General features: G+C 66.7%; 27 protein-coding genes and 1 tRNA gene. 15 read left to right on the top strand and 13 right to left on the bottom strand.

Annotated elements, in window-relative coordinates; all coding sequences use genetic code 11:
• The 4 genes from ASE91_RS06690 to ASE91_RS06675 all read right to left on the bottom strand — a co-directional run.
• Window positions 1-519, bottom strand: a 519-nt coding sequence (locus ASE91_RS06690) for a DUF1440 domain-containing protein (protein WP_156357707.1), incomplete at its 3' end; no start/stop codon positions are given.
• A gap of 374 nt (window positions 520-893) precedes the next feature.
• The gene (locus ASE91_RS06685) at window positions 894-1,532 is read right to left on the bottom strand and encodes a 2-dehydro-3-deoxy-6-phosphogalactonate aldolase (RefSeq protein WP_056624119.1); all 639 of its coding nucleotides are present in this window, start codon (window positions 1,530-1,532) and stop codon (window positions 894-896) included.
• Window positions 1,529-2,398, bottom strand: coding sequence for a 2-dehydro-3-deoxygalactonokinase (locus ASE91_RS06680; RefSeq protein WP_056624117.1), 870 nt, complete (start codon window positions 2,396-2,398; stop codon window positions 1,529-1,531). Before ASE91_RS06680 ends, ASE91_RS06685 begins: the two co-directional genes overlap by 4 nt.
• Complete coding sequence (locus ASE91_RS06675) at window positions 2,389-3,969, bottom strand: sodium/sugar symporter (RefSeq protein ID WP_056624114.1); 1,581 nt, start codon at window positions 3,967-3,969, stop codon at window positions 2,389-2,391. The genes ASE91_RS06680 and ASE91_RS06675 overlap by 10 nt, the downstream gene beginning before the upstream one ends.
• A 76-nt stretch (window positions 3,970-4,045) precedes the next feature.
• On the opposite strand from ASE91_RS06675, the gene ASE91_RS06670 reads away from it, so the two are divergent.
• Window positions 4,046-4,780, top strand: a complete 735-nt coding sequence (locus tag ASE91_RS06670; protein ID WP_156357706.1) for a FadR/GntR family transcriptional regulator — start codon at window positions 4,046-4,048, stop codon at window positions 4,778-4,780.
• A 32-nt stretch (window positions 4,781-4,812) separates the two neighbouring features.
• Here the strand turns inward: ASE91_RS06670 and fghA are convergent, their stop codons facing one another.
• Window positions 4,813-5,652, bottom strand: a complete 840-nt coding sequence (gene fghA / locus ASE91_RS06665; protein ID WP_056624112.1) for an S-formylglutathione hydrolase — start codon at window positions 5,650-5,652, stop codon at window positions 4,813-4,815.
• 94 nt (window positions 5,653-5,746) lie between these two features.
• Between fghA and ASE91_RS06660 the strand changes: the two genes are divergently transcribed.
• Window positions 5,747-6,577, top strand: coding sequence for a DUF4253 domain-containing protein (locus ASE91_RS06660; RefSeq protein ID WP_056000283.1), 831 nt, complete (start codon window positions 5,747-5,749; stop codon window positions 6,575-6,577).
• A 40-nt stretch (window positions 6,578-6,617) separates the two neighbouring features.
• Window positions 6,618-7,166: a pseudouridine synthase gene (locus tag ASE91_RS06655; RefSeq protein ID WP_056624109.1), complete on the top strand. Its 549-nt coding sequence runs from the start codon at window positions 6,618-6,620 to the stop codon at window positions 7,164-7,166.
• Window positions 7,167-7,237: 71 nt separating this feature from the next.
• Here ASE91_RS06655 and ASE91_RS06650 read toward each other — a convergent pair whose 3' ends face one another.
• Complete coding sequence (locus ASE91_RS06650; protein ID WP_056000277.1) at window positions 7,238-8,668, bottom strand: sigma-54-dependent transcriptional regulator; 1,431 nt, start codon at window positions 8,666-8,668, stop codon at window positions 7,238-7,240.
• Window positions 8,669-8,834: 166 nt separating this feature from the next.
• On the opposite strand from ASE91_RS06650, the gene ASE91_RS18705 reads away from it, so the two are divergent.
• The 7 genes from ASE91_RS18705 to ASE91_RS06620 all read left to right on the top strand — a co-directional run bounded on the left by ASE91_RS18705 (window position 8,835) and on the right by ASE91_RS06620 (window position 13,812).
• A complete protein-coding gene (locus tag ASE91_RS18705) occupies window positions 8,835-8,960 on the top strand; it encodes an aa3-type cytochrome c oxidase subunit IV (protein WP_082453856.1) in 126 nt (41 codons plus the stop codon).
• Window position 8,961: 1 nt separating this feature from the next.
• Complete coding sequence (locus tag ASE91_RS06645) at window positions 8,962-10,089, top strand: Re/Si-specific NAD(P)(+) transhydrogenase subunit alpha (protein WP_056624106.1); 1,128 nt, start codon at window positions 8,962-8,964, stop codon at window positions 10,087-10,089.
• 13 nt (window positions 10,090-10,102) lie between these two features.
• Window positions 10,103-10,471, top strand: a complete 369-nt coding sequence (locus ASE91_RS06640; protein WP_056394053.1) for a PH domain-containing protein — start codon at window positions 10,103-10,105, stop codon at window positions 10,469-10,471.
• Window positions 10,472-10,644: 173 nt separating this feature from the next.
• The gene (locus tag ASE91_RS20520; protein ID WP_327196766.1) at window positions 10,645-11,025 is read left to right on the top strand and encodes an endonuclease domain-containing protein; all 381 of its coding nucleotides are present in this window, start codon (window positions 10,645-10,647) and stop codon (window positions 11,023-11,025) included.
• A gap of 3 nt (window positions 11,026-11,028) precedes the next feature.
• Window positions 11,029-11,307, top strand: a complete 279-nt coding sequence (locus tag ASE91_RS06630) for an NAD(P) transhydrogenase subunit alpha (protein WP_055757824.1) — start codon at window positions 11,029-11,031, stop codon at window positions 11,305-11,307.
• Window positions 11,308-11,312: 5 nt separating this feature from the next.
• A complete protein-coding gene (locus ASE91_RS06625; protein ID WP_056624099.1) occupies window positions 11,313-12,815 on the top strand; it encodes an NAD(P)(+) transhydrogenase (Re/Si-specific) subunit beta in 1,503 nt (500 codons plus the stop codon).
• A 22-nt stretch (window positions 12,816-12,837) separates the two neighbouring features.
• Window positions 12,838-13,812, top strand: a complete 975-nt coding sequence (locus ASE91_RS06620; protein WP_056624090.1) for a winged helix DNA-binding protein — start codon at window positions 12,838-12,840, stop codon at window positions 13,810-13,812.
• Here ASE91_RS06620 and ASE91_RS20930 read toward each other — a convergent pair.
• From ASE91_RS20930 to ASE91_RS06595, 5 genes are all read right to left on the bottom strand, one after another.
• Entirely contained in the window at window positions 13,770-15,428 is a 1,659-nt protein-coding gene (locus ASE91_RS20930) for a methyl-accepting chemotaxis protein (RefSeq protein ID WP_327196765.1), read from the bottom strand. The genes ASE91_RS06620 and ASE91_RS20930 overlap by 43 nt on opposite strands.
• Window positions 15,418-15,729, bottom strand: coding sequence for a hypothetical protein (locus ASE91_RS06610; RefSeq protein WP_056624086.1), 312 nt, complete (start codon window positions 15,727-15,729; stop codon window positions 15,418-15,420). Before ASE91_RS06610 ends, ASE91_RS20930 begins: the two co-directional genes overlap by 11 nt.
• Before the next feature lie 148 nt (window positions 15,730-15,877).
• Window positions 15,878-15,953 (bottom strand) — tRNA-Val (locus tag ASE91_RS06605).
• A 69-nt stretch (window positions 15,954-16,022) separates the two neighbouring features.
• Window positions 16,023-17,891, bottom strand: a complete 1,869-nt coding sequence (locus ASE91_RS06600; RefSeq protein WP_056624082.1) for an acyltransferase family protein — start codon at window positions 17,889-17,891, stop codon at window positions 16,023-16,025.
• Between the two features lie 37 nt (window positions 17,892-17,928).
• Window positions 17,929-19,503 (bottom strand): peptide MFS transporter, encoded by a 1,575-nt coding sequence (locus ASE91_RS06595; protein ID WP_082453858.1) that lies wholly within the window; start codon window positions 19,501-19,503, stop codon window positions 17,929-17,931.
• Between the two features lie 236 nt (window positions 19,504-19,739).
• Between ASE91_RS06595 and ASE91_RS06590 the strand changes: the two genes are divergently transcribed.
• From ASE91_RS06590 to ASE91_RS19245, 3 genes are all read left to right on the top strand, one after another.
• Window positions 19,740-20,318 (top strand): nitroreductase family protein, encoded by a 579-nt coding sequence (locus tag ASE91_RS06590; protein WP_056624072.1) that lies wholly within the window; start codon window positions 19,740-19,742, stop codon window positions 20,316-20,318.
• Window positions 20,319-20,356: 38 nt separating this feature from the next.
• Window positions 20,357-20,716, top strand: coding sequence for a GntR family transcriptional regulator (locus ASE91_RS06585; protein ID WP_056624068.1), 360 nt, complete (start codon window positions 20,357-20,359; stop codon window positions 20,714-20,716).
• A 144-nt stretch (window positions 20,717-20,860) separates the two neighbouring features.
• Window positions 20,861-21,058: a hypothetical protein gene (locus tag ASE91_RS19245; RefSeq protein WP_156357704.1), complete on the top strand. Its 198-nt coding sequence runs from the start codon at window positions 20,861-20,863 to the stop codon at window positions 21,056-21,058.
• Between the two features lies 1 nt (window position 21,059).
• On the opposite strand, the gene rsmI is transcribed toward ASE91_RS19245, so the two are convergent.
• Window positions 21,060-21,896 carry a 16S rRNA (cytidine(1402)-2'-O)-methyltransferase gene (rsmI, locus tag ASE91_RS06580; protein ID WP_056624133.1) on the bottom strand — a complete coding sequence of 279 codons (837 nt, stop codon included), beginning with the start codon at window positions 21,894-21,896 and terminating at the stop codon, window positions 21,060-21,062.
• 13 nt (window positions 21,897-21,909) lie between these two features.
• On the opposite strand from rsmI, the gene ASE91_RS06575 reads away from it, so the two are divergent.
• The gene (locus ASE91_RS06575) at window positions 21,910-23,109 is read left to right on the top strand and encodes a penicillin-binding protein activator (protein ID WP_056624065.1); all 1,200 of its coding nucleotides are present in this window, start codon (window positions 21,910-21,912) and stop codon (window positions 23,107-23,109) included.
• Window positions 23,110-23,230: 121 nt separating this feature from the next.
• Complete coding sequence (locus ASE91_RS06570) at window positions 23,231-23,911, top strand: NYN domain-containing protein (RefSeq protein WP_056624062.1); 681 nt, start codon at window positions 23,231-23,233, stop codon at window positions 23,909-23,911.
• A 3-nt stretch (window positions 23,912-23,914) separates the two neighbouring features.
• Here the strand turns inward: ASE91_RS06570 and ASE91_RS06565 are convergent, their stop codons facing one another.
• A complete protein-coding gene (locus ASE91_RS06565; protein ID WP_056624059.1) occupies window positions 23,915-24,730 on the bottom strand; it encodes an LD-carboxypeptidase in 816 nt (271 codons plus the stop codon).
• Between the last annotated feature and the right edge of the window lie 27 nt (window positions 24,731-24,757).

The raw sequence follows: 24,757 nt of genomic DNA, 5'->3' as shown, positions 1-24,757 counted from the left end.
ATCTCCATCCTCCGGTTCCAAAAACACCTTATCTCGGTGTCCACGGAACCGGCAGCAGCTCAACCGTGCCCCCTCCAGCGACACCCCGAATACCAGATGCGCCAACGCGCCATAGGCGTGGGTCGCAGCCGACGTCTCCCATGGGGGCGACCCCAGCCCGGTCGCCGGCACCACCGTTTCGTCGAGCAGCGCGGAGGTCGCGATCCCATACAGGCTGCCGAAACCGCTCGCCGCCTGCGGGCGATATTCGGTGAGGACGCCGTACAGGCCGCCGAGCGCCGCGCCGGTCAGATAATGCACTGCCTGCCCCGCCTGCGGACGGTAGGCGTCGGGGATGCGGTCGCCGGTGGTGGCGATCGCGACCTTGTCGGCGGCTTTCACCGTCGCGGGATCGTCGTCGCCGCCGTCTTGCCCGAGCGGTTTCGCGGCGACCGACTGGAACGCGGCCATCGCCGCCGAGGCGATCAGGCCGGCGGCGATCCCGGCGAACAGGCCAAGGACGGGACGGGGGTGCGACATGGACGATGCTCCGGCAAGAAGGAGCGGGGCAAACGGTTGAGGGGGCAGGGGTTTCCGTGTCCGGGCGGAACGGTGCGGTAGCGCGCTCCACCCCCGTCACCCCGTCACCCGTCGAGGCACCTGCGAACGTCGCGCCTTCGACGACCGGGGGACCGTACCTCCGCGCGGGGATAGGGCATAGTGCGAGGAACCAAGCCTTTCGCAGAAACCTCGAACAAGTCGGGACCTCTGCCAAACTCCTTTGACCGTACCCCGGGCTTCGCCGGGGTACGGCTCGGTTTGGTTTAGCGCGCGGCTTTCGCAGCGGCCTCGACAAGTCCGGGGGAACGATGGGGTAGCTGATCGAAGCGCGACCCGTCCGCGCGGGGCGGTGCCTACTTCTCCAGCGCGTTCCACGCCGCCACGAACGCCCGCGCGCGCTCGCCGACGGTTTCGGCATTCATGCCCGGCACATACAGCGCCGAACCGAGACCGTACCCCGCCGCGCCCGCCTTGTGCCAATCGACCAGCACCGACGGCACGATGCCGCCGACCGGCAGCATCCGCACGTCGCGCGGCAGGACGGCGCGCATCGCCTTCATCACCGCCGGGCTGGCGGCTTCGGCGGGGAAAAGCTTCAGCGCGGCGGCACCGGCTTCGAGTGCGGCAAAAGCTTCGGTCGGGGTGGCGATGCCCGGCATCGCCACCAGCCCGCGCTCCGCCGCCGCCGAGATAACTGCGGGATTGGCGTTGGGTGAGATGATCAGCGTGCCGCCCGCTGCCTCGACCCGGTCGACCTGTTCGACGCTTAGCACCGTGCCCGCGCCGACCGCGGCATAGCCGTCCAGCTTCTTCGACAGGCGGGTGATGCTTTCGTACGGGTCGGGCGAGTTGAGCGGCACCTCGACGACGGCGAAGCCGGCATCGATCAGCGCGTCACCGATCGCCTCCACCTCGTGCGGCTGGACGCCGCGCAGGATTGCAACCAGCGGGCAACGGGCAAAGGCGGTGTCGAAGGCAGTCAGGTGGCTCATGCGGACAACTTTCGGATGTGGGTGATACCAGCGATAAAGGCATCCTCGCAGCCGCTGACAATGGCGCGGCTGCCCAGCGTCTCGATGGCGGTGGCGTACAGGGTGGCGAGATCGCCGTCGGCGACCAGATGCACGTCGCGGCCATCGCCGATGCGCGCGGCGACGTCGCCGCCGATCAGCACGCCGCTGGCGTAGGAAGCGGCATCCGCTTCGTTGCGCAGGCCCAGCACGTGCGACGCGCGGATGCCGAACAGGCTGGCGGCGAGATCGCGCTTTGCGCCTTCCCGAACGCCGTCGCGGAACGCATCGCTTGCGGTCACCGGCGCGGTCAGCTGCGGCGCCAGCACGCCGCCGCCCTTGAGCAGCGCGAACAGTTCGCCGGTCATTGCGGTGGCGAAGGCGGTGACCTTGCCGCCGGTCAGCTCGACCCATTTGCAATGGGTGCCCGGCTGACACAGCAGCGCGTCGGGCGGCACCTGTCCGGCGAGCGCCGCGCCGAGCAACTGCACCTCCTCGCCGCGCATCACGTCGCCGTGACTGCCGTCGGTGAAGGACAGGCCCGGCACGATCGCGGTCCGATCGTCGATCCACGTCAGCTGCGCGGCGATGTCGGCGATGTCGGCCGGGACCGCGACATAGGGCGCGACCCGCCAGCCGATCGTCGACCCGACCATGCCCGCCATCAGCACGGGCAAATCGCCCAGTTCGGCCCGGATCGCCGCCAGTTCTTGCGGGTACGCGTCGGCCGTCATTGCCGATACGCCCTTGGGCGACTTGACCACGGCAGCGATGCCGCCATCCTCAAGCCGGTAGGCGCGGCGGTTGGTCGTGCCCCAGTCGAGGGCGATGAACGGACTCACCACCATGTCGCGTACAGTGCGATCAGGATCAGGATCACGCCAAGGCCGGCGATGTTGAACCCGGTCGAGGTGCCGAACGATACGCCCTGCATCGTAATACGGTTGGCGTTGCCGCGCCCTTTCAGCGCCAGCGACAGCACCACGGCGAGGCCGAGGCTCAGCAGGAACACCAGCCCCATCCGGTCCATGAACGGAATGCCCGGCGCAAAAGTACGGAACAGATAGGACAGGACGACCGATGCGATCGCCGCGCCGATCGCGCCGGCTTCGGTCGCGCGCTTCCAGAACAGGCCGAGCAGGAAGATCACGGTGATCCCCGGCGTGAAGAAGCCCGAAAATTCCTGGATGAACTGGAACGCCTGGTCGGCACCGCCCAGCAGCGGCCTGGCGGCGACGATCGCGATCAGGATCGCGACGCTCGCGGCGATGCGGCCGACGCGGACCAGCTTGCGCTCCTGCGCTGCATCCATCGCCCCGCTCTCGCTGGTGCGTTTGGCATAAAGGTCGAGGGTGAAGATCGTCGCGATCGAATTGATCTTGGACGCGGTCGACGCGATGATCGCGGCGATCAACGCGGCGAAGACGAGGCCGAGCAGGCCCGAGGGCAGCAGCCGCATCATCGTCGGATATGCTTCGTCGGGCTTGGCCAGATCGGGTGCCAGTACGACGGCGGCAATGCCCGGCACCACGATCACCAGCGGCATCAACAGTTTCAGGAACGCGGCGAAGACGATGCCCTTCTGCGCTTCCGGCAGTGACTTGGCGGCCAATGCGCGCTGGATGATATACTGGTTGAAGCCCCAATAGCTGAGGTTCGCGATCCACATGCCGCCGATCAGCACCGACAGGCCGGGCAGATCCTTGTAGAAAGGATTGTCGGCGGTCAGGATCATGTCGAACTTTTCGGGCGCCCGCCGCGTCAGTTCGTGGAAGCCGCCCATCACCCCGGCATCGCCGCCGATCTGCGACAACGTCAGATAGGAAATGGTGAGGCCGCCGAACACCAGCAACGTGACCTGCACGATATCGGTCAGCGCCACCGCCTTCAGCCCGCCGCGCAGCTGGTACAGCAGCGCGAACAGCCCGAGCCCGACCAGCGCCACCGTCTGGTCGACGCCCGCGACCTGCGTGACCGCGATCGACCCCAGCCAGATGATGCTGGTCAGGTTCACGAACACGTACAGCGCCAGCCAGAACACCGCCATCAGCGTGCGGATCGACGGGCCGTACCGCTGTTCGAGGAACTGCGGCATCGTGTAGATTTCGTTGCGCAGGAAGATGGGCAGGAAGAATTTGCCGACGATCAGCAGCGTCAGCGCCGCCATCCATTCATACGACGCGATGGCGAGGCCGATGGCGTAGCCCGATCCCGCCATTCCCACGATCTGTTCGGCCGAGATATTGGCCGCGATCAGCGATGCGCCGATCGCCCACCATGGCAGCGACTTGGACGCGAGGAAGTAATCGGAGCTATCCTTTTGATGCCCCCCCTTGTCGCGGCTCACCCATTGCGCCAGGCCGAAGATGCCGATCGCATAGATGATGACCACGATCAGATCGATCGTCGACAGACGCATGGTTTCCTCCCCGGCCCACTGGCTTTTGGAGGCAGACAATTATACGACGAATGCACTGTGTCCAGTGCCAAGCGGCATGGATGAACCGAAAGGAGACGGGATGGCGGCGCGGATGACGGGAATGCCCGGCGGCAATTTGACCCGCGCGACGCTCGACACGCTCGGCCGCGCCATCGTCACCGGCGAATATGACGAACGCCCGTTCCCGACCGAGGCGGAGATCGGCAAGACGCACGGCATCAGCCGGTCGGTAACGCGCGAGGCGGTGAAGATGCTGACCGCCAAGGGACTGGTGAGCGCCCGCCCGCGTCAGGGGACGGTGGTGCGCCCGGCGGCGGCGTGGAACCTGTTCGATCCCGACGTGCTGCACTGGCTGCTCGACCGCAAATTCTCGGTCGACCTGCTGCGCCAGTTCAACCAGCTGCGCGTCGCGATCGAGCCGGAGGCGGCGGCGCTGGCGGCGGTCGCGGCCGATGCGGAGGATCAGGCACGGATCGCCGACGGTCTCGCCCGGATGGCAGCGGCCGAGCGTGGCGAGGACGATCCGCTCGACTCCGACATCGACTTCCACGTCGCGATCCTGCTGGCGGCGAAAAACCCCTTCTACGCCCAGTTCCGCGAGACGGTGGCGACCGCGCTCAACACCTCGATCCGCTTCACCAACACCATCGTCGGTCGATCGGCCAGCGTCGAACAACATGCGGCGGTGGCCGAAGCGATCGCCGCGCGCGATCCGGTCGCGGCCCGCGCGGCGATGCGCGCGCTAATCGGCGACGTCCTCGACCTGATCGACGCGCCGGTCGCGGTCTAGCGTTCTTCCCTATCTGGCGGGAAGGGGCTGACTTACTTCAACCGCTCGCCATGCCAGCGCACATGATCGGCCATGAAGGTCGAGATGAAGTGATAGCTGTGATCGTATCCCGGCTGCATTCGTAGCGTGCAGTCGATTCCGGCATCGGCACACGCCTTCGCCAGCAATTCCGGTTGCAGCTGGTCGGCGAGGAAATTGTCGGCATCCCCCTGATCGACCAGAACCTCCCGCACCCGCGCGCCATCCTCGATCATTGAGACCGCATCCGCCGCGCGCCATGCCGAGCGGTCGTTGCCGAGATAGCCGCCCAACGCCTTTTCCCCCCACGGTACCTGCGACGGCGCGACGATCGGCGCGAAGGCGGAGACCGAGCGGAAGCGGTCGGGATTGCGAAGCGCGATGGTCAGCGCACCATGCCCGCCCATCGAATGGCCGGTGATCGACTGGCGACCGCAATCCAGCATCGGAAATTGGCCGGCGATCAGCGCGGGCAGCTCGTCCTCGATATAGGAGCGCATCCGATACTGCTTCGCCCACGGGTCCTGCGTCGCATCGACATAGAAGCCCGCGCCGAGACCGAAATCCCACGCCCCCTCCGGATCGTCGGGCACGCCGTCACCGCGCGGCGAGGTATCGGGCGCGATGAAGGCGATGCCCTGCTGGGCGCAGGCCGCCCGAAACTCGCCCTTGTCGGTGACATTGGCATGGGTGCAGGTCAGCCCCGACAGATACCACAGCACCGGCGCGCGCTGTCCCGGCTCCGATGGCGGAACGAACACCGAAAAGGTCATCGTCGTGCCCGTCGTGGTCGATTCATGGAAATATACGCCCTGCGTGCCGCCATGGGCGCGGGCGGTCGAAACGGTCTTCATGGGGTCGCTCTCCACCGATAATCCTATAGGCTATAGGTGAGGGACGGTTTGGCGGGATAGTCGGTTCCCGCAGGCTGTGGTTGAAGGGGCGACGATGACGCGACGCAACTGGATTGCCGGACTGATGCGCCTGTTCGCGGCGGGGCGGACGGCGGCGAAGGTTCCGCCTTCGATCGAGCCGGAACCGTCGATGGACCAACAGATGCAGGCGGCACGAGCGAAGCTGCGCGCCGCCTTTCCCTACCCGGTCACCACCGTTTCGGGCGCGCAGGCGCTGGCCGCATGGGAACGCATCCGTGCCGAGGGCAAGGGATGGCCCGTAATCGTCGGCGGCGACGAGGGGCTGGATGCGATCTGCGACCAGTTCAGCATGGATATGCCGTCGATCTTGTCGCCAGGCGCGGCGGATCTGGCGGTCCGGCCCGTCGAACGGATCGTCGCGACCAGCCGGATGATCGCCATGCCGGGCGATCTGGCGAAATGGCAGGGTTATGACAGCGGTCTCGTACCTGCGAACGGTCCGTGGCCGGCGCGTACCGAACAGGTCGAATTGACCGTCGCCACCGACCTGTCGACCGGCAAGCCGTATGACAGGGTTCATATCGTAACCTTGCCGACCCGAACGTCGTGGGAAGTACCGGCCTATCTGCGATGGGGCGGCTGGAACGCCTGTCCGCCGGCCGAATATCAGTGTGCCATGCTGCGCCGCTGGCAGGAACGCTATGGTGCGGAACTGGTCGGGATCGACCGTGACACCATCAACCTGCGCGTGAAGCGCCGGCCGAAGGATCGCGCGGAAGCACTGGCACTGGCGCACGAGTGCTATGCCTATTGCCCGGACACCGTCGATCAGGGCGTCGACACGATCGAGGCGCTGGCGGCGACGCTGCTGGCCAGTGACTGGTGGTTCTTCTGGTGGGATTGAACGCACTGGACAGTGCGCCCGCGCGCGGCGACAGGGCGTCATGGCGCGGCTGATCCTGCTCAACAAACCGTACGGCGTGCTGTCGCAATTCACCGATCGCGGGACCGGGGAGGCGCGGGCGACGCTGTCGGACCATGTCGCGGTGCCCGGCGTCTATCCGGCCGGGCGGCTGGATCGTGACAGCGAAGGCTTGCTGCTGCTGACCGACGATGGCGGCCTGCAGGCGCGCATCGCCGATCCCCGGTTCAAGCTGGCCAAGACCTATTTCGTGCAGGTCGAGGGCGCGCGCGACGATGCGGCGCTCGACCGGTTGCGGCGCGGAGTGACGCTCAACGACGGACCGACCCGCCCGGCGGAGGTCGCCGCGATCGACCCGCCTGACTTGTGGGAGCGGGTGCCGCCGGTGCGCTTCCGCAAGTCGGTGCCCGATCACTGGCTGTCGATCACCATCCGCGAAGGCCGCAACCGGCAGGTGCGCCGGATGACGGCGGCGGTCGGCCTGCCGACGCTGCGGCTGGTCCGGTGGCGGGTGGGGGAATGGAGCGTCGAGGGGCTGGCACCGGGGGCGTGGCGCGAGCTTCCAGTGTAAGCCCCAACTTCCGTGGACCAGCCGCATCCCCGCCTGCGCGGGGTACGGTGTTGGGACTGGGGGTTGCCCCCTCACGCCGCGCTCTGATCGATCCCCAATTCGCCCAGCTTGCGATACAGCGTCGACCGCCCGATCCCCAGCCGCCGCGCGACTTCGGTCATGCGGCCGCGATAATGGCCGATGGCGAGGCGAATGACGTCAGCCTCGATCTCCTCCAGCATCCGCAGATGGCCGTCGGGACGGAACAGCGTCACGCCGCCCGCCATGTCCTGACGCGGGACCAGTGACACCGGCTGCGGCGCATCGCCCTGCGCAATCTGGGCGATCTGCGGAAAATCGCCGCGGGTCAGCGTATCGCCGTCACACAGCACCGCTGCCCGGAACAGCGCATTCTGCAACTGGCGGACATTGCCCGGCCAGCCATAGGTGTTGAGCAGCGCGATGGCGTCGTCGGTGATGCCCAGCTGCCGCAACCCCGGCTGTTGCGCGATCCGCGCCAGCAGGTGGCGGGCAAGCGCCGGTACGTCGCCGCGCCGTTCGCGAAGCGGCGGGATCGTCACCTGCACGACGTTCAGCCGGTAATACAGGTCCTCGCGGAACCGCCCGGCCTCGACCTCGGCCATCAGCGTCTTGTTGGTCGCGGCGATCACGCGGACATCGACTTCGCGCGTCGTGCGCGCGCCGACCGACTGGATCTCGCCCGACTGCAGGACGCGTAGCAGCTTTACCTGCGTCTCGAACGGCATCTCGCCGATCTCGTCCAGGAAGATGGTGCCGCCATCGGCTTCCTGGAACCGGCCGGCCTTGCGTTCGAACGCGCCGGTGAACGCGCCCTTTTCATGGCCGAACAGCTCGCTTTCGACCAGATTGGCGGCGATCGCACCGCAATTGACGCGGACCATCGGCTTGCGGGCTCGCGGGGAGGCGGCGTGGATCGCCTCGGCGACGACTTCCTTGCCGACCCCGCTCTCGCCCTCGATCAGCACCGGTACGCGGGCGCGCGCTGCCTTGGCCGCGATGGCCAGCGCCGCGCGGAATTGCGGGGCGGAACCGACGATCTCGTCGAATGCCAGCGAGGCCGACAGTTTCTCGGTAAGCGGCCGCAGTTCGCCATGGTCGCCCGCCCCCGCCGCCGCCTCCAGTGCGGAAAGCAGGCGCTCGGCGGCCAGCGGCTTGACCAGAAAGTCGGTCGCCCCCGCGCGCATCGCCGCGACCGCGCCGGCGACCGATTCGTTGGCGGTCAGCATCAGGATCGGCAGCACCGGCCGTGCCGCACGCAGATCGGCGATCAGCGCCAGCGCATCGGCATCGGGCGACCAGTGGTCGAGCAGCACCGCATCGAGCGCCAGCCCGTCCGGCGTGTTCAGCATCATCAGCGCCGTGGCGGCATCGCTCGCGAACACTGTCCGCCAGCCGCGCCGACCCGCGATCGCCCCCACCAACCGGCGCTGTGCCGGTTCGTCGTCGATCACCATCAGCACTCGCTGTCCGTCTCGCGTCATTGCTGCTCCCAAGTCCCTGTCGTCCCGGATCGACACCGTCATGCGCCAGGGGGCGTAAAGTTCGCCTTAAGACGGTCGTGAAAACCGTCAGGGGCGGTGCGGGGCTTGTTCTTGATCCAACCTGCGTTAGAGTTGTCTGAACGACGCAGTATGGAGAGGTTCATCGATGGCGACCAACGGCCGCACCCCCGCCCATGCCGGGACGTACAACAGCTTCATCCGCTGGTTCACCTGGGGTACGGTGATCTGCGCGATCATCGCCGCGCTGGTCATCTGGCTGATCGCGGGCTGACGTGCAGGTCGCGCTCCTCGCCGAACAGGCTGCCGGCGAGCGCCGGGTCGCCGCGACCCCCGAAACCGTCAAGAAGCTGATCGCGCTGGGTGCGACGGTCGTCGTCGAACACGGTGCCGGCACCGGCGCGTCGATCGACGATGCCGGCTATACCGCCGCCGGCGCGACCATCGCCGACCGGGCGGTGGCGCTTGCCGATGGCGACATCCTGTTGGGCGTGGCCCCGCCCTCGCCCGACAGTCTGGGTGGCGCGAAGCGCGGCGCTTGGCTGGTGGCCGCACTCCATCCGTTCGCCGACCGGGCGCGGATCGATGGCTATGCCGCGCTGGGACTCGAAGCGCTGGCGATGGAATGGATGCCGCGCATCACCCGCGCCCAGTCGATGGACATCCTGTCGTCGCAGGCGAATCTGGCGGGGTACAAGGCGGTGCTCGACGCCGCGTCCGAATATGGTCGCGCCTTTCCGATGATGATGACCGCCGCCGGAACGATCAGCGCGGCGCGCGTCTTCGTGATGGGCGTCGGTGTCGCGGGATTGCAGGCGATCGCCACCGCGCGGCGGCTGGGTGCGCAGGTCAGCGCCACCGACGTCCGCTCGGCGACGAAGGAACAGATCCAGTCGCTCGGTGCCAAGCCGATCTTCGTCGAGAAGGTGGCGGGGATCGAGGGTGAGGGTGCCGGCGGCTATGCCGGCGAGATGAGTGCCGAATATCAGGCGGCACAGGCCGAACTGGTCTCTGCCCATATCGCCAGGCAGGACATCGTCATCACCACTGCGCTGATCCCCGGCAAGCCCGCGCCGCGCCTCGTCAGCGATGCGCAGGTCGCCTCGATGCGGCCGGGCAGCGTCATCGTCGATCTGGCGGTCGAACAGGGCGGCAATGTCGAGGGATCGGTCGCGGGCGAGGTCGTACGGCGTCACGGTGTCAACATCGTCGGCCATCGCAACGTCCCCAGCCGTCTGGCAGCGGACGCATCGGCGCTATTTGCGCGTAACCTTTACAACTTTCTGGCGGCCTATTGGGACAAGGATGCCGGCCGTCCGGTCCTGCCGCCCGACGACGAAGTGACGCAGGCGATCCGCCTGACGCAAAACGGCCAGGTCGTGAACCCACGCCTGACCGCCTGACGAGGAAACGCAGATGGGTTTGTTCAGCAGCCACGAAGTCGACCCGGCCGAAATCCGTGAGAAATACGGCCATGCGCTGATCGACGGCGAGGAAGTGCTGGCCGCATTCCGCTCGCTGCGCGACACGGCCTTCCTCACCAATTTTCGCTTCGTGCTGGTCGACGTACAGGGCCTTACGGGCTCGAAAATCGCGTTCCGCAGCGTGCCGTATCGTTCGATCACCAGCTTTTCGGTCGAAAGCGCGGGGACGTTCGACCTCGACAGCGACCTGAAGCTATGGGTGACCGGCGAGGCGATGCCCCTGTCGCTGAAGGTCAGCCGCAATGCCGACCCGGCCGCGATCCAGCGGTTGCTGGCGGAACTGGTGCTGGCGAAGCGGTGAACGAAACGCCCGCCCCAAATCCTCCCCATGCGCAGCATGGGGAGGGGGACCGCGCGAAGCGTGGTGGAGGGGCAGCCCCTCTTATCCTCCCCGGCACGGGGAGGGGGACTGGCGCAGCCGGTGGAGGGGGAGTTCCACGCACACTACGCCCGGAAGTGACGATCGCCCGTCGCTTGCGCCGCGACCTCTCGCACCCCGAAGCGATGCTGTGGCAGAAGCTGCGTGGTGGCCAAACGGGTGCAAAATTTCGCCGCCAGCATCCGGTCGGACCCTATGTCGTCGACTTTTATTGTCGGGAAGCCAGATTGATCGTGGAAATCGACGGCGACGTACATAACCGTGCCGATCATCCAGATCGGGACGAAAACCGACTGCGGTTTCTGCGCGGACAGGGCTATCGCGTTGTGCGGATTGCTGCCCGGCGGGTCATGGCGGATGCCGACACGGTGGCCGATGCGATCGCAACGCTCGTGGCCACTCCCCTCCACCAGCCTGCGGCTGGTCCCCCTCGCCGTCCCGGGGAGGATTTCTACCGCACCCACCCAACGGAGTAGCCGATGGACTTCCTCTCGATCCTGTCGATCTTCGTCCTCGCCTGTTTCGTCGGCTATTATGTCGTGTGGTCGGTGACGCCGGCGCTGCATACGCCGTTGATGGCGGTGACCAACGCAATCTCGTCGGTCATCATCGTCGGCGCGCTGATCGCCGCTGCCGCCGCCGGCGTACCCGGTGCGAAGTGGCTGGGGCTGCTGGGCGTCGTGCTGGCCAGCATCAACATCTTCGGCGGGTTCGCGGTGACCGAGCGGATGCTCGCCATGTACAAGAAGAAGGGGTGAGCGGAATGCACGAGGCCGCGCCGGTCAATCCATGGGTCGCCTTCGCTTATCTGGTGGCCGGGGTGTGCTTCATCCTCGCGTTGCGGGGTCTGTCGTCGCCTGCGACCAGTCGGCGCGGCAATCGCCTCGGCATGGTCGGCATGGGGATCGCGGTGCTAACCACGATCTTCACCCATTTGCCGGTGATCGATCTCAGTCCCGGTGACCCCACCGTTCCGATCTATGACCGTGCGACAACCGATTGGGCGACGTTAGGCGAAATCCTCGCGGCCATCGCCATCGGCGCGGCCATCGGCCTGACCACCGCCAAACGCATCGCGATGACCGCGATGCCGCAGCTGGTCGCCGCCTTCCACTCGCTGGTCGGTCTGGCGGCGGTGCTGGTCGGGGTCGCCGCCTATCTCAATCCGGATGCGTTCGGCATTTCGTCGCTGGTCGTGCCGATGATCGGCCAGCCGTTCGCAGTCATCAACCCCGTGAGCAAGGTCGAAATGGGCCTCGGCGTCGCGATCGGCGCGATCACCTTTTCCGGGTCGGTTATCGCGTTCCTGAAGCTGAACGGCAGCATGTCGGGCAAGCCGATCCTGCTGCCCGGTCGCCATGTCATTAATCTGGGCGTGCTGGCGGCCATCCTGCTGCTGGTCGCGCAGTTCGCGCATACGCAGGATACGTGGCCGTTCTGGGCGATCGTCATCCTGTCGTTCGCGATCGGATTCCTGCTGATCATCCCGATCGGCGGGGCGGACATGCCGGTCGTGGTGTCGATGCTGAACAGCTATTCGGGCTGGGCGGCGGCGGCGATGGGCTTCACGCTCGGCAACACCGCGATGATCGTCACCGGCGCGCTGGTCGGGTCGTCGGGCGCGATCCTGTCCTACATCATGTGCCGCGCGATGAACCGCAGCTTCATCAGCGTGATCGCCGGCGGCTTCGGCGCGACCGACAGCGGCGGTGCGGCCGGCGGTGGCGCGATCGACCGGCCGTGGAAGCGCGGTTCGGCGGAGGACGCGGCGTTCCTGATGCAGCAGGCCGAACAGGTCATCATCGTCCCCGGATACGGCATGGCGGTGGCGCAGGCACAGCATGCGCTGCGCGAAATGGGCGACAAGCTGAAGGAACACGGTGTCCGCGTGAAATATGCGATCCACCCGGTCGCCGGGCGGATGCCGGGGCATATGAACGTCCTGCTCGCCGAAGCGAACGTGCCCTATGACGATGTGTTTGAGCTCGAGGACATCAACTCCGAATTCGCGCAGACCGATGTCGCCTTCGTCATCGGCGCCAACGACGTCACCAATCCGGCGGCGAAGACCGACAAGACCTCCCCGATCTACGGCATGCCGGTACTCGACGTCGAAAAGGCGAAAACCGTACTGTTCATTAAGCGGTCGATGGGCGGCGTCGGCTATGCCGGGGTCGATAACGAGGTCTTCTACCGCGACAACACCATGATGCTGCTCGCCGATGCCAAGAAGATGGTCGAGGAGATCGTCAAGGCGATGGACTGATCGTATTCGTTGCTCCATCGCAATGGTCGCGGCCGCGATGTGCGCCGCCGAAGCGAAGGGGCATAGAGTGACGGGGTTCGAAGGATTCGAGCAGCTCGCGGCAGCGGCGCGGCGGGCGGTGATCGTCGCCGACGATCCGCTGGCAGTGGCCGATGCACAGGCGGCGGTGCGCCATGCCGGCGTTGCTGTCACCGCGACGATCTTTTTTGCAAACCTGACCACCGCCCTCGACGACATCACCCATGCCGACCTGTTGCTGGTCGATGCGACCGGGGTCCCGGTCGAGACGCTCGACGGTGCACTGCCGGTCCTTGCAGCACGGGCCGAACGCGACCGGGCACAGCTGGTGGTCAGTTTCGGTATCGAGGCGATCGATGTCGTGTCGCTGCACCTGCTGGGCGGTCCGGCGACGCTGTTGTGCGAGGCGCGACCCGAGGAGCGCGTCGCTGCGATCGTATTGGGCAGCGGGACGAAGGCGGGTTTCAACGCAGCCGAACGCGACGCCGAACGGCTGCAACGGTTGAACGCGGAAGTGGCGCGGATCGCCGAAGCGCTGGCAAAGCTCGCGCGTGACGGCGACACCGGGGAGGGCGTGCGCGACCGGACCGACGATTTCGTCGCGCCCGATACCGGTGACGGACCGGTGCCGACCGTATCGGCGGCAACGGTACGCGGTGCGATCCGGGCGCGGCGGCTGCGCGAGCAATTCTTTGCGAGCGACCTGTTCGCCGATCCGGCATGGGACATGCTGCTCGACCTGTTCGCCGCACGGCTGGAGGGCGGCAATGTATCGGTATCGAGCCTGTGCATCGCTTCTGCGGTACCACCGACCACGGCGCTGCGATGGATCACGACACTGACCGATGCCGGGCTGGTCGCGCGGCAGGAGGACCCCGCCGACAAGCGCCGCGCGTTCATCGTGCTGACCGCGCGCGGTGTCGCCGGGATGCAGGGCTATGCCGAAGCGGTGGCGCGCGCGGGGCTGGGCTGGGCCTGATCGGACCGCAGAAAGGCGACGAACTGGTCGGTCGAGCGGCGCAGGTCGCCGGCGCTTCCGGCCAGTTGTCCGACGCTGCCGCGAACCGCCGCCGATAGCGATGACGCGGCACCGGCGGCATTCGCCACGCTGTCGATCTGGTGCCCCGCATCGGCCGCTGCCGTCGCCACCCGCGTGGCACCTTCATCGACCTCGCGCGACGTGACGCTGTGATCGCGGACGGCGGCCGCGATCCCGCTCGCGGCGGCAGCGACTTCCTCGATCGACTGGTGCACCGATCGAAGCTTGTCGCCGGTATCGGCGATGCCACCACGGATGCCGCCGATCAGCACGCTGATCCGGTCGCTGGCCCGCCGCGTATCGGCCGACAGTGCCTTGACCTCGCCGGCGACCACGGCGAAGCCGCGACCGGCCTCGCCGGCCCGCGCCGCCTCGATCGTGGCGTTCAACGCCAGCAGGTTGGTCTTCGAAGCGATCGACCGGATATCGGCCAGGAATCCTTCGATCTGGACGGCCTGCTCCTCCAGCATCGCCACGGTCTGGACGCTGCGCGCGGCATGGCCGCTGGCGGTGCCGGTCAGTGCATTCTGTTGTTCGGCAGCGGCGGCGATCGTCCAGATCGATGTCGACAGGTCGCGGATCGACGCGGCGACCGCCACGATCTCATCGGTCGCGCGGTGCGCTCCGGCGGATGCCTCCACCGCTTCCGTCCGTGCCAGCCCGGTCACGTCCTCCAGCTTTTCCGCGGCTCCCTCCAGCCGCATGGTCGTGTCGCCGATGCTGTGGACGACGGTCGTGACGGATCGTTCGAATTGCTGCGCCAGATCGACGAGTTCGCGGTGCCGGTCGTCGGCGATGCGTGCCGCCTGTTCCTCGCGCCGGCGACGTTCCTCCGCGGCATCGCGTTCGGCGGCCCGTGCGATCCGCATCGCCTCCTCGGTCCGGCGCATCGCGTCCTCGGTGCGACGCTGCCCTTCTGCCGCGGCATCGGCCAGTTCCTGCGCGCGCAGCACCGCGCGATCCTGCGTTTCGAACAGGCGGCTCAACTGGATCGTCAGCACCGCCAGCGTCGCGAACTGAAGTCCGACCGCGACGACGTGAAACGCGATGCGGCCGATATTGCCGTCGCCGGTGAACACATATTCGGGGGCCAGCCATTCGAGCAGGACATGGTGCAGCGCCGTCAGCACCGTCGCCACCGCGATCGGCCGCCAATCGGCCAGGACGACCAGCGCCGCCGTCCCGACGAAGAAATACATATGCGCATCCATCTGCCACGCATGGCCGCGCAGCAGGAACACGAGCATCGCCGGGATGGCCGCGGCCAACGTGCCCATCAGTGCACGAGCGTGCGCGTCGTAGCGCCCCTGCAAGGCGGCGGCCGTCGGTACGAGGTTCAGCAGCACGCCGGTCACGAACAGCGGCGTGGCTACGCCGCCCCCCAGAAGGACGTTGCCGATCAGCAGCAGGATCAGCGATATCCAGCCAAGCACTGCCCATGCCCGGATCCCATGGTATCGCAGCCGGTCGAGCGAACTGAGGGTATCGACCGGTTCGTGCAGGGCAAAGGCCTTGAGCCGCGCCAGCAGCACAGGTTCGGCCGCTCTACTTGCCACGGCTGCCGCTCCCGCATGTCAGTCCGGAGGCGGCGACGATCAGGAACGCGCGACCGTGAAGCTGCGTCGCTATGTCCGTCCGGTTGCCGGATACCACCATCGAACCGGGCAGGTTGCCGGCCCGCAGCAGCGCCGCGCCGCCCGCCAATGCGATCTTCGCCACTTCGTTGCGGCCGGAACCATCGAGCGACACCAGCACCATCGCGCCGGTGGCGGGCGGCCAAAGGCTGAACGCCGTGAATGCTGCTGCGACGGCAAAACCCTGTAGCGCCAGCAGCGACCGATTGCCTTGATTCCACATGTCTTTGCGATATGCGGCAATCGTTAACGCAATATGTTAATCCGGTTGCAGTACGCCGCTAAAAAGGGCTGCGTCGGCCGCTCGGTACGGGATTGCGCTATCCGCTGCAGGGCCGAACCGGGGCCATCCGCCGCCGTCTCGAATGGGCTGGTGGGCGCTGACGGGCTCGAACCGCCGACCCTCTCGGTGTAAACGAGATGCTCTACCAACTGAGCTAAGCGCCCCCTCTCGGGGAGCGGCCGGAATACCGTGGTTTCGGCCAAGTGCAACAGGGATTTCGCCCCGCCATCGGATCAGCGCATCGCAAAGGGCAGTTGCGGGCGGACGCGGTCGATCATCAGCCGCGATCCGCGCGCGGTCAGGTGACCATAGTCGAACTGGATCGGGTTGCCGTCGTCGGTCCACAAGGTGCAGCGATCGTTCGGGCACAAAGCGCGATAGGTCGAGACATAGGTCGCGCCGGTCGCGGGTACCCTTGCCGCGAGCATTGCGTCGAGCGTGCGCCGGCTGGCGATACGGTGCCGGTCGACGATCGACGGATCGCGCCGATACAGGGCGTCGGCAAGGATGCGGGGCAGTGCGCGGTCATATTCGGCAATGGGACCGAACACGACGACATGGTCGGCATAGCGCCGGACCCGCGCAATCTGTCGTTGCAACGCCGGCCAGTCGTCGTCGCGCCACAGTGCCGACAGGATTACCGTATCGACGCGGTGGTTCGGCAGGAAATCGTCGGTGACGTAGCGCATCAGCGCGGTACAGCGCGCCTCCCCCATCGGATCGGCGACCGGGCGGCATCCTGACGCATTGGCCTGCAGGACGTTGATTCCGTTGAGGGCCGCTAGTCCGCGATAGAAATGCGCGGCATGACTGTCACCGAGCAACAGGACGTTGGGTTTGGTCGGCGACAGGCGCAGGCATTGGCCACGATCGAAGGTTGAAACATCGTCATGCGTGGTCAGGAAGCACAGCCCGGCGCGCGAATTGGGTGCCGCGCGGTAGCGGACGAAATCCGCGACGCGTTCGATCTGCGCAGGCACCTGCCAATAGGCCCCTGCCGCAAACGGCGCCGCGACCACGAACGTCAGCGTCGTCAGCATCGCCGCGACCCCGATCCATACCGCCTGCCGGGGCGGCGTCGCCGGATTGCGCCCCCGGAACGGCTGTTCGATCCACCGCCACGAAATCGCCGCGACCAGCAACGCCGACAGGATGAACGCCGCCGATCCCCTGATCGACTTGATCTCGTGCACCTGCCCGCCCAACACCCACAGCGGCCAGTGCCAAAGGTAGAGCGAATAGGAAATCCTGCCGACGAACCGCGCGGGCGGCAGGCCGAGGCCGCGACCGACCAGCGTCCGCCCGGCCATGCCCGACCAGATCAGGCAGGCAGCCCCGATACAGGCCGGGGCCGCCGTCAGTCCGGGGAACAGGCTGTCGCGGTCGAGCAGCAGGACACTACCGACGATCAGGGCGACCCCGACGACCGCACCGGCCTCCGCCACCCACCGCTGCCGCGCGGCCGGCACCATGCCGAGCGCCAGCACCGCGCCGATCATCAATTCCCATGCGCGATACTGCACCAGATAAAAGGCCGCCGATGCATCGTGCTGCACCCGCCATGCCGACAGGATCAGCGACGCCAGCAGCAGAATCGCGATCAGCGGTTTCAGCGCCGCCCGGAACCGTCGATGGACCAGCGCCAGCAACGGCGGGAAGAACAGGTAGAACTGCTCCTCGACCGAGATCGACCAGGTGTGGAGCAGCGCGTTGAACCGCGATGCCGAATCGAAATAGTCGGTGCCGAGATAGAAGTAGACGTTCGAAACGAACAGGATCGACGCGGTGGCATTCTTCGCCTGCTGCGCCGTTTCGCCGGGAAACAGCAGTACGAACGACGCGAGCAGCACCGCGACATAGACCGCGATCAACGCCGGAAAGATGCGCCGCACCCGCCGTTCGTAGAATTGCCAGAGCGAGAAGCGCCCGGCCTGCACCTCGCCATGCACGATGCCGGTGATCAGATAGCCCGAGATGACGAAGAAGATATCAACGCCGACGAACCCGCCCGGCACGAACTTCGCAAAGCCGCAATGAAACGCGACGACCAGCAACGCCGCGAACGCGCGTAGCCCGTCGATGTCGTCGCGATACCGGATCATGTCACGCGGCTAGCACGCGTCCCGCGTTGCGGTCCGGTCAGCGTTGTTCCTTCCACACGTCGACGCCTGCCGCCTTCGGCTCGCCGATCGCGGCCTGTCCGGCCAGACTGTGGTCGACATCGTCGGTCAGCGTGTCGAGGTGCATCAGCCGCTTCACGAACGGCGACAGCAGCAGCACGACCACGCCAATGCCGATCGTCCACCAGCCGATGGTGGAATAGACCGCCAGCGTACCTTCCTTGGTCATTTCGCCGTCATGGCCACCGGTCGCCTCGCCGATCTTGCCCGCGACGAAATTGCCGACCGCCGTCATGTAGAACCACGCGCCCATGATGAGCGAGGCGAGGTGCTTGGGGGCCAGCCGGTTCATCGCCGACAGCCCGACCGGCGACAGGCACAGCTCGCCGGTGGTCTGGAAGAAGTAGAACAGGAAGACGAACGCCACCGGCGTCGCGACTTCCGGCCCGACGCTGTTCGCGCCCCACACGAACGCGAGGAAGGCGAGGCCGACCTGCATCAGCGCCAGTGCGAACTTGGCCGGCGCCGACGGCTCGCGCCCCCGCTTGGCAAGGAACGCCCAGATACCGGCGAAGATCGCGCCGAGCAGGATGATGTAGATCGAGTTGATCGACTGGAACAACGCCGCCGGCACCCCGCCGCGATCGACGAAGCGATCGGTGTACAGGTTGAAGCTGCCGCCGGCCTGTTCGAACAGACCCCAGAAGATCGGGTTGAGCGCGATCAGGAACAGGATGGCGAACATGCGGTGACGGGCATGGGTTTCGAGCTTGAACGCTTCGAACAGGACATAGCCGAGCAGCCCGATGCCGGAGACGATCAGCAGCGACTGGATGACGTCCTGATACTGGATCAGCCCCCACATCACGAGGGTCGCGAGCAGGCCGGTGCCGTAGAGCAGCCATTCGAACGGCATGCCGGCCACGCTCCGCTTGAGCGCCGCCGGGTCGGGTGCCTCGCCCTTGCCGCCGAGCAGCCCCTTGCCGACCACGAACACCAGCAGGCCGGCGACCATGCCGATGCCGGCAAGGCCGAAGCCGAACGCCCAGCCGATCGTCTGGCCCAGATACCCGACGAGGATCGAACCGGCCGCGCCGCCGAGGTTAATGCCGATATAGAAGATGGTGTAGGCGGAATCGCGGCGGATATCGGTCATGCGGTAGAGCTGGCCCACCATCACCGAGATATTGGCCTTCAGAAATCCCGACCCGACGATGATGAGCGCCAATGCCAGCCAGAAGACGTTGATCGCGGGATCGGCCTGTTTGACCGCGGCATCGGTGACGCCCTCCATCCCCTCGAACGCCATGAACAGATGGCCGAAAGCAAGCAGCACGCCGCCGAACAGCACCGCCTTGCGCTGACCCAGATAGCGGTCGGCAAGATAGCCGCCGAGCACCGGCGTGATATAGACTAGCGCGGTATAGCCGCCATAGATCAGGTTCGCCTTGCCATCGCTGAACAGCCAGTGCTGCGTCAGGTAGAAGATCAGGATCGCGCGCATCCCGTAATAGGAAAAACGCTCCCACATCTCGGCGAAGAACAGCATGTAGAGACCGCGCGGATGGCCGGCGAATTCGGGTTTGCGGCTCATTCCCACCGCCAACCCGCCGGCAAGGAACGCGGCAAGGATGACCGTCGCGATCGCCGCGATCCAGTCGGCCTCGTTCCATAGTGCAAAAGCCTTGAATTCAGGCACGCTGTTGTCCCTTGTCCTGGGGTATCTTGACCGGGCCGCCGTGCGACCGTCTCCTGTCGTCAATTCGTAACGCAAGAAACGGCAATGCCAAGCGCATTGTGCGGACGGGGGCGGGACCCTACGTGCCGGCCATGACCTTCAACGACCGATCCACGCTGCTCAGCCATTTGCAAACCCGCCGTTCGGGCAAGCCGCGCGACATGGTCGCGCCGGGGCCGAGCGATGCCGAGATCGACCAGATGATCGCCATCGCCGCACGGACGCCCGACCATGGCAAGCTGGCACCGTGGCGGTTCGTGGTGATCCCGCAGGATCGCCGCGCGGCGTTCGCGGCGTTGCTCCGCAAGGCCTATGCCGACGAACAGGAACAGGCGACGGCAGCACAGCTGGAGGCGTGCGACCGGTTCGCGCACGAGGGGCAGGCGCTGATCGTCGTCCTGTCGTCGCCGGTCGAAAGCCATATTCCGCGGTGGGAGCAGACGATGTCGACCGGGGCGGCGACGATGAACCTGCTCCATGCCGCGCACGCAATGGGCTATGTCGCCAGCTGGCTGACCGGCTGGGCGGCGTATAGCCCGCAGGTCCGCGACGCGTTCGGCTCCCCGCACGAAACCATTGCCGGCTTCGTCTATATCGGCTCGCCGGGCCGTCCGCTCGACGAACGGCCACGTCCCGATCCGGCGCGCGTTCGTACGGTTTGGGCCGGGTGAACGGTGGACTTTCCTGGCCGTTGCTGTATTAAGTCAGCATGACAGCGATCGACCATGAGGACACGCCCGTCTACCTTCGTCTGCGGGCACTGATCGCGGCGGCGATCCTGCGGGGCGAGTATCGGGCGGGGGACCAGCTGCCCTCGGTCCGGGCGTTCGCTGCCGAACACGGTGCGAATCCGCTGACGGTGGCCAAAGCGTATCAGACGTTTCAGGACGACGGCTATGTCGAGGTACGGCGCGGCGTCGGCATGTTCGTGCTGCCCGGCGCGGTCGAGCGGTTGCGCATTGCCGAGCGCGAACGATTCCTGACCGGGCATTGGCCGCGCATCCGCGCGCATATCGCGTTGCTGGGGCTTGACGCGCACGGGCTGCTGAACGAACGCACCCCGGCGTAACCGGGATTGCGGCGGACCGGTTCGTCAACCTGTCCGACCGTGGCACATTCCCCGGAACCTTTGGTGGCTTCCTCGATTTTCCAACCCCTTTGGCACGGAACCGCGTTGCGGTGGTGGCGTTCCCTTTTCAACAGGGAGAAAGCCGTGGAACGATCCGTCCTATTCCATACCCGCGTACCGCTATACGCATTGCACGGGCGCAACAGCTGCCCGACCTGCGGCGCTTCGCAATGGTTCGTCGGACGGATCATCGCCGAATGCGCCTGTTGCGGCGATACCCTGCCGATCAACGCCGCCGTCCGCCCGATCCAGACGCAGAGTTACGGCAACATCGCCGCCTGAGCTACTCCGCCTTCAACGCCATCGCCCGCGCATATAGTTCGCGCCGGTCGAGCCCCAGCGCCTTGGCGACCTCCCCGGCGGCCTTCGACGCGGGTAGCCGGGTCAGTGCCTCGCGCAGCGCCGTATCGGCGTCCGCCTCGGTCGCGGGCGGGGGGGCGCCGGGCGGGGCGACGACGATCACGATTTCGCCCCTTGGCGGTGCCTCGGCATAGCGCGCGGCGAGCGTCGACAGCGTGCCGGTCACGCATTCCTCGAACTTCTTGGTAATCTCGCGCGCCACGCCCGCGTCGCGGTCGCCCAACCCTTCCGCCAGCGCCGCCAGCGTCGCCGACAGGCGCGGGCCGCTTTCGTACAGGACCAGCGTCGCCCGCACGCCCGCGATCTCGGCGATCGATTCGGCACGGGCATGCGCCTTGGGCGGCAGGAAGCCCGCGAACAGGAACCGGTCGGTCGGCAGCCCGGCCAGCGTCAGCGCGGCCACCGCCGCACAGGGGCCGGGGATCGTTACCACCGCATGTCCCGCCGCCCGCGCATCGCGCACCAGCTTGTACCCCGGATCGGAGATCAGCGGCGTGCCCGCGTCCGACACCAGCGCCACCGCTTCGGACGCCATGCGCGCGATCAGGCCGGGACGCATCCCTTCGGCATTATGATCGTGATACGGGATCATCGGCCGCTTGACGCCGATATGGCGCAGCAGCCCGGCGGTCACCCGGCTGTCCTCCACCGCGATAATGTCCGCGCGGGATAAAATATCGGCGGCGCGCGGACTTAGGTCTGCGAGATTGCCGATCGGGGTCGCGACGATGTACAGCCCGGGGGAAAGTTTTTCGGTCATCAGGGATAGGTCCATGGCAGACACGATAGCGCCCCGGCAATGGCGGCACCATTTCGCGCGCGCCACGGCGGTGTTGGCGGCGGCATTGTTGGCGGGGTGCAGCACGCTGGTGCCCAAGGGGCCGGTCGAACAGGCCCCGCCCGTACCGACCCGTCCGCAGCCGACTCGCCCCGATCCGGTGACCGGCGGCATCCCGACCGATACGCAGCGCCACCGCGTCGCGCTGCTGGTGCCGATGACCGGCCCCAATGGCGGGGTCGGGCGGTCGATCGCCAATGCGACGCAGCTGGCGCTGCTCGACACGCGCAGCGAACGTGTGCGGATCACCACCTATGACACCGCCACCGGTGCCGCCGCCGCCGCGCAGCGCGCGATCGCGGAGGGTAACCGCCTGATCCTCGGCCCACTGCTGGCCGAGGATGTCCGTGCGGTCGCACCGATCGCGCGCGGCGCGAAGGTGCCGGTCATCAGCTATTCGAACGACGTGTCGGTCGCCGGCAACGGGGCCTATCTGCTCGGCTATTCCCCGGCGCAATCGATCGAGCGTGTGGTCGGCTTTGCGCGGACCAGCGGGATCAGCCGTTTTGCCGGGCTGGTGCCGGCGGGCGTCTATGGCCAGCGCGCCTCGACCAGTTTCCTGCGCGCGGTCGAACAGGCCGGGGGACAGGTCGTGTCGATCCAGACCTATGATCGCGGCAGCGGACAGGTCGCCGCCGCCGTCACCCGCCTGTCGCGCACCTCACCCTATGAAGCGGTGCTGATCGCCGATCAGGCGGGCACGGCGGCGCTGGCGGTGCCCGCGATCCGCAAGTCGCCCAGCCGCGGCGCGAAGGTGCTCGGCACCGAATTATGGAATACCGAAACGGGGCTGGGGTCGATGCCGGCGCTGAACGGTGCATGGTATGCCAGCGTGTCGAACGCGCTCTATCGCCAGTTCGCGACCAAATATCGCGCCCGGTTCAACGCCGCACCCTATCGCCTGTCGAGTCTCGGCTATGATTCGGTGCTGCTGACGGTCCGCATCGCCCGCGATTGGCCGATCGGCCGCGACTTCCCCGAAAGCCGCCTGCGCGGCGGCGACGGGTTCGCCGGCCTCGACGGTGCCTTCCGCTTCGGCCGCGACGGCATCGCCGAACGCGCGCTGGAGGTGCAGGAGGTGCGGACGGGCGGCGCGGTGACGGTCAGCCCCGCGCCGAAGACGTTCGGGGAGTAAGAGCATCTTGCCAAGCATGTTTTGTTGTCATACATAAAAACATAACTCCCCCGATCGGCTTCGGCTGTCGGGCGCACGGCGGGCCAAAAAGCCCGCCGTTGCTCTTTGTGGGTCGGACGCCGTGAACACCCATGTCTATATTGACGGGTTCAACCTCTATTACGGCTTGCTGAAAGGCACGCCGTACAAATGGCTGGATCTCGAACGCTGGTGCGACCAACTCCTGCCGCGCAACGCCGTCACGAAAATCCACTACTTCACGGCGCAGGTCGACGCTCGGCCGCAGGATCCCGACCAGCCGACCCGCCAGTTCGCCTATCTTCAGGCGCTTCGCTCCCTTGCCCGGGTCGAGGTACATCTCGGCACGTTCATGAGTTCGGTGGTCAGCCAGGTCGTCGTGGAAACCGATCCGGTGACGGGTCGCTATCTGCGATCCCGCGGGCAGCCGGTCATCAAGCTCGACCCGGCGGGACAGCCGGTGAAGACATGGACATACAAGAGCGAAGAAAAGGGTTCGGACGTCAACCTTGCCGCGCATCTGTTGCGCGATGCCTATCGCGGGCATTGCGACTGCGCGGTGATCGTGTCGAACGATTCCGATCTGCTGACCCCGATCCGCATGGCGAAGCAAGATTGCGGTACGGTCATCGGCCTCGTGCCGCCACGGCCAAAGGGTAGCGTCGAACTGAAGGCGCTGGCCGATTTCAAGATCGATCCGCGTCAGCATCTACTGGCCAGCTCGCAGTTGAACGATCCGGTAATCACGCTGACCGACACAATCTATAAACCGACGAATTGGTAACGCTCAAACCACCCCGAACGGTACTACCCTATTCTCCGCATAATGCCCGACATGCGCCCGCCCCAGATACGGCACGCCCATCGCGCCGGCCCAGCGGGTGACGATCGCTTCCTCGGTTTCGCCGAAGCCGGTGTCGTCGGGATGACGATCGGTAACCGCGCCCAGCCGGATGCCGGCAATCCCCTTCAGCTGCGTTGCCTCGCTCAGCTGCCATAACAGGCGGTCGATGCGGTACAGATCCTCGCCCACTTCCTCGACGATGACGACATGGTCGGTCAGGTCGGGCAGCCACGGCGTACCGATGAGCGCGCAGAGGATGACGAGGTTGAAGGCGACGGTTGGCCGTCCGTCGAGCTCGGGGGCCAGCATCGCCCGGTCGCCATCGATCAGCCATGCCAGCGATCGTGCCGCGCTGTTGGTGCCGCCGGCCTTGCCGACCTGCGCCGCCATCGGTCCGTGTACCGGCCGCCCGATCCGCCGGGCATAGAGTGCGCCCAGCAAAAACCCCATGTCGGAAAAACCGACATAGCTCTTCGCCGCCGCCGCGCGGTTCAGCTGCGGCATCACCATGTCGAGGATGCGGTTCGAACCATAGCCACCGCGCGCGAACCAGATCGCATCGAACGCGGGATCATTGGCGAATTCGAGGAAGGCTGCGGCGCGCTGTTCGTCGGTGCCGGCGAAATGGCCGGCGTCGAGGAAGCATTGCGGATGCACGACCAGATCGACGGAAGGGTAGGTGAGCGCTGCATAGCCCTGCGTCCGGGCCATCTGTTCCTCATCCACCCGCCGCGCCGGTGCCACTACGCCGATCCGCATCCCGCAACCCCGCTTGCCTCTGAAGGT

It is taken from the genome of Sphingomonas sp. Leaf62 (assembly GCF_001421915.1).
Classification (GTDB): domain Bacteria; phylum Pseudomonadota; class Alphaproteobacteria; order Sphingomonadales; family Sphingomonadaceae; genus Sphingomonas.
This window is presented reverse-complemented; position numbering and strand designations above follow the sequence as displayed.

Excerpts from the sequence above, each read along its gene's own strand:
- ASE91_RS06685 (WP_056624119.1), bottom strand. The coding sequence starts at position 1,532 with ATGAGCCACCTGACTGCCTTCGACACCGCCTTTGCCCGTTGCCCGCTG.
- ASE91_RS06680 (WP_056624117.1), bottom strand. The coding sequence starts at position 2,398 with ATGGTGGTGAGTCCGTTCATCGCCCTCGACTGGGGCACGACCAACCGC.
- ASE91_RS06675 (WP_056624114.1), bottom strand. The coding sequence starts at position 3,969 with ATGCGTCTGTCGACGATCGATCTGATCGTGGTCATCATCTATGCGATC.
- ASE91_RS06670 (WP_156357706.1), top strand. The coding sequence starts at position 4,046 with ATGGATGAACCGAAAGGAGACGGGATGGCGGCGCGGATGACGGGAATG.
- fghA (WP_056624112.1), bottom strand. The coding sequence starts at position 5,652 with ATGAAGACCGTTTCGACCGCCCGCGCCCATGGCGGCACGCAGGGCGTA.
- ASE91_RS06660 (WP_056000283.1), top strand. The coding sequence starts at position 5,747 with ATGACGCGACGCAACTGGATTGCCGGACTGATGCGCCTGTTCGCGGCG.
- ASE91_RS06655 (WP_056624109.1), top strand. The coding sequence starts at position 6,618 with ATGGCGCGGCTGATCCTGCTCAACAAACCGTACGGCGTGCTGTCGCAA.
- ASE91_RS06650 (WP_056000277.1), bottom strand. The coding sequence starts at position 8,668 with ATGACGCGAGACGGACAGCGAGTGCTGATGGTGATCGACGACGAACCG.
- ASE91_RS18705 (WP_082453856.1), top strand. The coding sequence starts at position 8,835 with ATGGCGACCAACGGCCGCACCCCCGCCCATGCCGGGACGTACAACAGC.
- ASE91_RS06640 (WP_056394053.1), top strand. The coding sequence starts at position 10,103 with ATGGGTTTGTTCAGCAGCCACGAAGTCGACCCGGCCGAAATCCGTGAG.
- ASE91_RS06630 (WP_055757824.1), top strand. The coding sequence starts at position 11,029 with ATGGACTTCCTCTCGATCCTGTCGATCTTCGTCCTCGCCTGTTTCGTC.
- ASE91_RS06625 (WP_056624099.1), top strand. The coding sequence starts at position 11,313 with ATGCACGAGGCCGCGCCGGTCAATCCATGGGTCGCCTTCGCTTATCTG.
- ASE91_RS06620 (WP_056624090.1), top strand. The coding sequence starts at position 12,838 with ATGGTCGCGGCCGCGATGTGCGCCGCCGAAGCGAAGGGGCATAGAGTG.
- ASE91_RS06610 (WP_056624086.1), bottom strand. The coding sequence starts at position 15,729 with ATGTGGAATCAAGGCAATCGGTCGCTGCTGGCGCTACAGGGTTTTGCC.
- ASE91_RS06600 (WP_056624082.1), bottom strand. The coding sequence starts at position 17,891 with ATGATCCGGTATCGCGACGACATCGACGGGCTACGCGCGTTCGCGGCG.
- ASE91_RS06595 (WP_082453858.1), bottom strand. The coding sequence starts at position 19,503 with ATGAGCCGCAAACCCGAATTCGCCGGCCATCCGCGCGGTCTCTACATG.
- ASE91_RS06590 (WP_056624072.1), top strand. The coding sequence starts at position 19,740 with ATGACCTTCAACGACCGATCCACGCTGCTCAGCCATTTGCAAACCCGC.
- ASE91_RS06585 (WP_056624068.1), top strand. The coding sequence starts at position 20,357 with ATGACAGCGATCGACCATGAGGACACGCCCGTCTACCTTCGTCTGCGG.
- rsmI (WP_056624133.1), bottom strand. The coding sequence starts at position 21,896 with ATGACCGAAAAACTTTCCCCCGGGCTGTACATCGTCGCGACCCCGATC.
- ASE91_RS06575 (WP_056624065.1), top strand. The coding sequence starts at position 21,910 with ATGGCAGACACGATAGCGCCCCGGCAATGGCGGCACCATTTCGCGCGC.
- ASE91_RS06565 (WP_056624059.1), bottom strand. The coding sequence starts at position 24,730 with ATGCGGATCGGCGTAGTGGCACCGGCGCGGCGGGTGGATGAGGAACAG.